General features: G+C 73.3%; 5 protein-coding genes. All 5 read left to right on the forward strand.

What is annotated here, in order from left to right:
* Nucleotides 1-252 precede the first annotated feature (252 nt).
* The 5 genes from mraZ (at nt 253) to G6553_RS20490 (ending at nt 4,440) form a co-directional block, all read left to right on the forward strand.
* On the forward strand, nt 253-678 hold the full coding sequence (gene mraZ, locus G6553_RS20470; RefSeq protein WP_166196965.1) for a division/cell wall cluster transcriptional repressor MraZ: 426 nt from the start codon (nt 253-255) through the stop codon (nt 676-678).
* Nucleotides 679-805: 127 nt separating this feature from the next.
* Complete coding sequence (locus G6553_RS20475; protein ID WP_166196967.1) at nt 806-964, forward strand: hypothetical protein; 159 nt, start codon at nt 806-808, stop codon at nt 962-964.
* A 7-nt stretch (nt 965-971) separates the two neighbouring features.
* Complete coding sequence (gene rsmH, locus G6553_RS20480; RefSeq protein ID WP_166196969.1) at nt 972-1,937, forward strand: 16S rRNA (cytosine(1402)-N(4))-methyltransferase RsmH; 966 nt, start codon at nt 972-974, stop codon at nt 1,935-1,937.
* Complete coding sequence (locus G6553_RS20485) at nt 1,934-2,620, forward strand: hypothetical protein (protein WP_166196971.1); 687 nt, start codon at nt 1,934-1,936, stop codon at nt 2,618-2,620. The genes rsmH and G6553_RS20485 overlap by 4 nt, the downstream gene beginning before the upstream one ends.
* 41 nt (nt 2,621-2,661) lie before the next feature.
* Nucleotides 2,662-4,440 carry a penicillin-binding protein 2 gene (locus tag G6553_RS20490; RefSeq protein WP_347565836.1) on the forward strand — a complete coding sequence of 593 codons (1,779 nt, stop codon included), beginning with the start codon at nt 2,662-2,664 and terminating at the stop codon, nt 4,438-4,440.
* Nucleotides 4,441-4,471 lie beyond the last annotated feature (31 nt).

Here is a 4,471-nt window from a genome sequence, read left to right on the forward strand (position 1 = left end):
CCATCGGGCGTGTCCGCGCGCCCCACCGACGCCCCACCTGGGCCGCAACCCGAGCGACGGCGTGCGGTCACACCGCCGCTGACCTGCGCGAACGGCGGACGACCCTGTTGCGGCCCCGGCGCCGCCCCGGGGGAGGGGAGCGGCCCGAAGCGCCGCGAAAAGGGCGCGCGGACACGCCCGATGGAGTTGACGGTGGGGAGAAGTGGGTTAAAGTGGTGCGAAGTGGAGGAACCTGGCTGACGGAGGTGCCCGATGTTCTTCATGGGCACCTACACCCCCCGGCTCGACGAGAAGGGGCGGCTGTTCCTCCCGGCGAAGTTCAGGGACCGACTCGCAGAGGGGCTCGTGGTGACGCAGGGTCAGGAGAACTGCCTGGTCGTGTGGCCCAGCGACGTCTTCATGCAGGAGGCGCAGCGGGCCCGGGCGACGCCGATGACCAACAAGTCCGCCCGTGAGTACGCCCGCGTGCTCTTCGCCGGCGCGGACGAGGGGTCGCTGGACAAGCAGGGCCGCATCTCGATCCCGGCCAACCTCCGCGAGTACGCGTCGCTGGAGAAGGACGTGGTCGTGATCGGCGTCATGGACCGGATCGAGATCTGGGACCCGGCGCGCTGGGAGGCGTTCTCCAGCGAGGCCCAGCGCAAGTTCGCCGAGCTCGACGAGGCCGGCGAGGACTGACCAGCAGCACTCACCAGCGAGCACCACAACCGAACAGCGGAACCGCAGCAGCACGCACCGCCCAGCACGCACCACCCAGCACCACCACTCCGCACCACCCAGCACCACGACATCAGGGGTCGAGCCGATGAGCACCACGCACGTGACGTCCGCGAGGACGACCGACGGTGCCGTCCCGCGCGTCCGCCACCAGGCCCGTGACGCCGCCGCCCTGATGGCGTTCTCCGCCGCCAGCTCGGTCGTGCTGGCGGTCACCTTCCTGCTGCTCGCCCGGCTCGGGGGCTGAGCCGGCGATGAGCCAGCCCCGACACGTCCCGGTGCTGCTCGACCGGGTCGTCGCGCTCCTGCAGCCGGCGCTCGAGCGCGAGGGCGCGGTCCTCGTCGACTGCACGCTCGGCCTCGGCGGGCACAGCGAGGCGGTCCTGGAGCGGATCGGCAGCGCCCGGGTCGTCGGCATCGACCGCGACCCGGAGGCGCTGCGCCGCGCGGGGGACCGGCTGGCGGCGTACGGCGACCGGTTCACCGGCGTCCACGCGGTGTACGACGAGCTCCCCGACGTCCTCGACGACCTCGGCCTCGACTCGGTCGACGCGGTGCTCTTCGACCTCGGCGTCTCCTCGATGCAGCTCGACGTCCGCGAGCGTGGCTTCGCCTACGCCGAGGACGCCCCGCTGGACATGCGGATGGACGGCACCACCGGGCCGACCGCGGCCGACGTGCTGAACACCTATTCCGCCGGCGAGCTGACCCGCGTGCTGCGCGACTACGGCGAGGAGAAGTTCGCCAAGAAGATCGCGCACGCCATCGTCCGCCGCCGCGAGACCCAGCCGTTCACGACCTCCGGCCCCCTGGTGGAGCTGCTGTACGCCGAGATCCCGGCGCCGGCGCGCCGGACCGGCGGGCACCCGGCCAAGCGGACCTTCCAGGCGCTGCGCATGGAGGTCAACGACGAGCTGGCCGTGCTGCGCCGCGCGATGCCGGCGGCGATCGACGCCATCGGGGTCGGCGGCCGCGTGGTCGTGGAGTCCTATCACTCCCTCGAGGACCGGCTGGTGAAGCAGGCGTTCGTCGCCGCCACCCGCAGCACGGTCCCGGTCGACCTGCCGTTCGTCCCCGAGGGGAGCGAGCCGGCGCTGCGCCTGGTCACCCGCGGCGCCGAGCAGGCCGACGAGCAGGAGATCGCCCAGAACCCGCGTGCGGCCTCGGTCCGCCTGCGTGCCATCGAACGGCTTCGCGCATCCCAGGGAGCAGCCTCATGAGCACCACCTCCAGCGCAGCGGCGCAGATCCGCTCCCGCGTCCCGCGGCTCGCCGAGGCCGCCGTGGAGCGCGCCCGGCTCACCGTCGTCCCGGCCCGCCGGGTGCGCGCGGCGCGCGTGCCGTTCGTGACGCTGGTGACCGTGCTGCTCCTCGGCGGGGTCGTGGGGCTGCTGCTGTTCAACACCCAGATGCAGCAGGCGTCGTTCGCCGCCACCGCCCTGGAGAAGCAGGCCGGCGACCTCGCCGCCCGCCAGCAGACGCTCACCATGGAGATCGAGCGGCTGCGCGACCCGCAGACGATCGCCCAGCGGGCGACGCGGCTCGGCATGGTCGTGCCCGCCGCCCCGGCGTTCCTCGACCTCGACACCGGCGCGGTCGAGGGCGACCCGGTGCCCGCCGGTCCCGAGGGGCGCCTCTCGATCAACCCCGGTCCGCCCGCCCTGCCCGCGGTGCTCGACCCGGCACCGGAGGTCGTCACGGTGGAGGCCCCGCCCGAGGGCGTCCTGCCGGACCGCGGCAACGGCGGTCGAAACTCCGGCGACACGGCCCGTGGTGACGGCCGCGGAGGCGACGGCGGGGGTAGAAACGCTCAGGAGTCCCAGCAGTCACAGGACTCCCGCCAGAACCAGCAGAACCAGCAGAACCAGCAGAACCAGCAGCAGGGCCAGCAGGCCCGGCGCTAGCCGATCCGAGCAGGACCCGAGCAGGACGTCAGGGAGACCCCGTGCGCCGAACCCGCCCCACCCGAGGCCGCCGCGGCAGCCTCCGTGGCTCCCCGCAGGTGCGGCTGCGGGTCGGGTTCGTCCTCATCGCGATGGTCCTGTCGGTCTTCGGTGGCCGGCTGGTGCAGCTGCAGGGCCTCGACCCGGGGTCGTACGCCGCGATGGCGGCCGCCGAGGGCATGACGGAGGTGCTGCTGCCGGCCCGCCGCGGAGACATCCTGGACCGCAACGGCGAGCCGCTCGCGAACTCCGTCGACGGCCTGATGGTCGTCGCCGACCCGAAGCTGACCGCCGACAAGGCGCCCGAGATCGCGACGTTCCTGGCGCGCCGGCTCGACGTGGACTACGCCCGGACGCTCGAGCGGCTCCGCGAGCCGGGCAGCCGGTTCGAGTACCTCGCGCGTCAGGTCCCCTCGACGCTCGCCGACGACGTGGTGACCGAGGCCCGCGAGCGCGGCTACGACGGCATCCTGACGCGCCGCGACCCGGTGCGGGAGTACCCCGCGGGCGACGTCGCTGCCAACCTCGTCGGCGCGCTCGGCACCCCCGACCCGGAGGAGGGCGACCAGCCGTTGGTGGGCCTGGAGCTGGAGTTCCACCACTGGCTGTCGGGCAAGGACGGCTCGGCGCGCTACGCCGTGGGTGGCGGCAACAAGCTGCCCCTCGGCGACAACGTGGAGGTCGCCCCGGTCGACGGCAAGGACCTCGTGACCACCCTCGACCGCGAGATGCAGTGGTACGCCCAGCGCGTGCTGCGGCAGACCGTCCAGTCCTCGCGGGCCGAGTCGGGCTTCGCCGTCGTCATGGACTCCCGGACCGGTGACATCCTCACGCTCGCCGACCACCCGACGTTCGACGCCAATGCGCCGGAGCTGGCGAAGGAGGAGAACCGCGTCTCCCGCGCGCTCGGCGACGTCTACGAGCCCGGGTCGGTCGAGAAGGTGCTGACCGCGGCGGCGCTCATCGACGCCGGCAAGGTGACGGCCCGCACCCGCATCACCGTCCCGCCGCTGCTGCAGCGCCAGGACAGCCCGATCGGCGACTGGTTCGACCACGGCGAGATCAAGCTGACCCTGGCCGGCGTCATCGCCAAGTCCTCCAACATCGGCACCGTGCTGGCCGCGGACAACTTCGAGCCCGGTCAGCTGCGCGACTACCTCGTCGACTTCGGGCTCGGCGCCAAGACCGGGATCGGGGCGCCCGGCGAGTCCGGCGGCATCCTGCCGAGCGGCGCCATGTGGACCGACCAGACCGAGGACCGCATCGCGTTCGGCCAGGCCCTCTCGGTCAACGCCGTGCAGATGGCGGCCGCGGTCAACACGATCGCCAACGGCGGGGTCCGGGTCGACCCGAACCTCATCAAGGGCACCGCCGAGCTCGCCGACGGCACGGAGGTCGGCACCGACACCGCGACCCGGCGCCGGGTGGTCAGCGAGGACGCCGCCCGCCAGACGATGAAGATGATGGAGCGGGTCATCGACCCGGACGCCGGCGTGGCGCCGGGCGCGGCCGTCCCCGGCTACCGGGTGGCCGGCAAGACCGGCACCGCCCAGCGTGCGGTCGACGGCGGCTACAACGGCTTCACCGTGTCCTTCGCCGGCTTCGCCCCGGCCGACGACCCGCGCTTCACGGTCTACGTGGTGGTCCAGGACCCCGGGAACGGCGGCGGCGGTGGCTCGGTCGCGGGCCCGGCGTTCAGCAAGATCATGGGCTACGCCCTGCGCCGCTACGGCGTGCCGCCGACCGGCACGCGGCCCTCGCGCCTGCCGGTCGAGTGGTGAGCCGCGGCGATACCCTCGCCGGGTCATGAAC

The sequence above is a fragment of the Nocardioides sp. IC4_145 genome, assembly GCF_011250565.1.
Taxonomy (GTDB): Bacteria; Actinomycetota; Actinomycetes; order Propionibacteriales; family Nocardioidaceae; genus Nocardioides.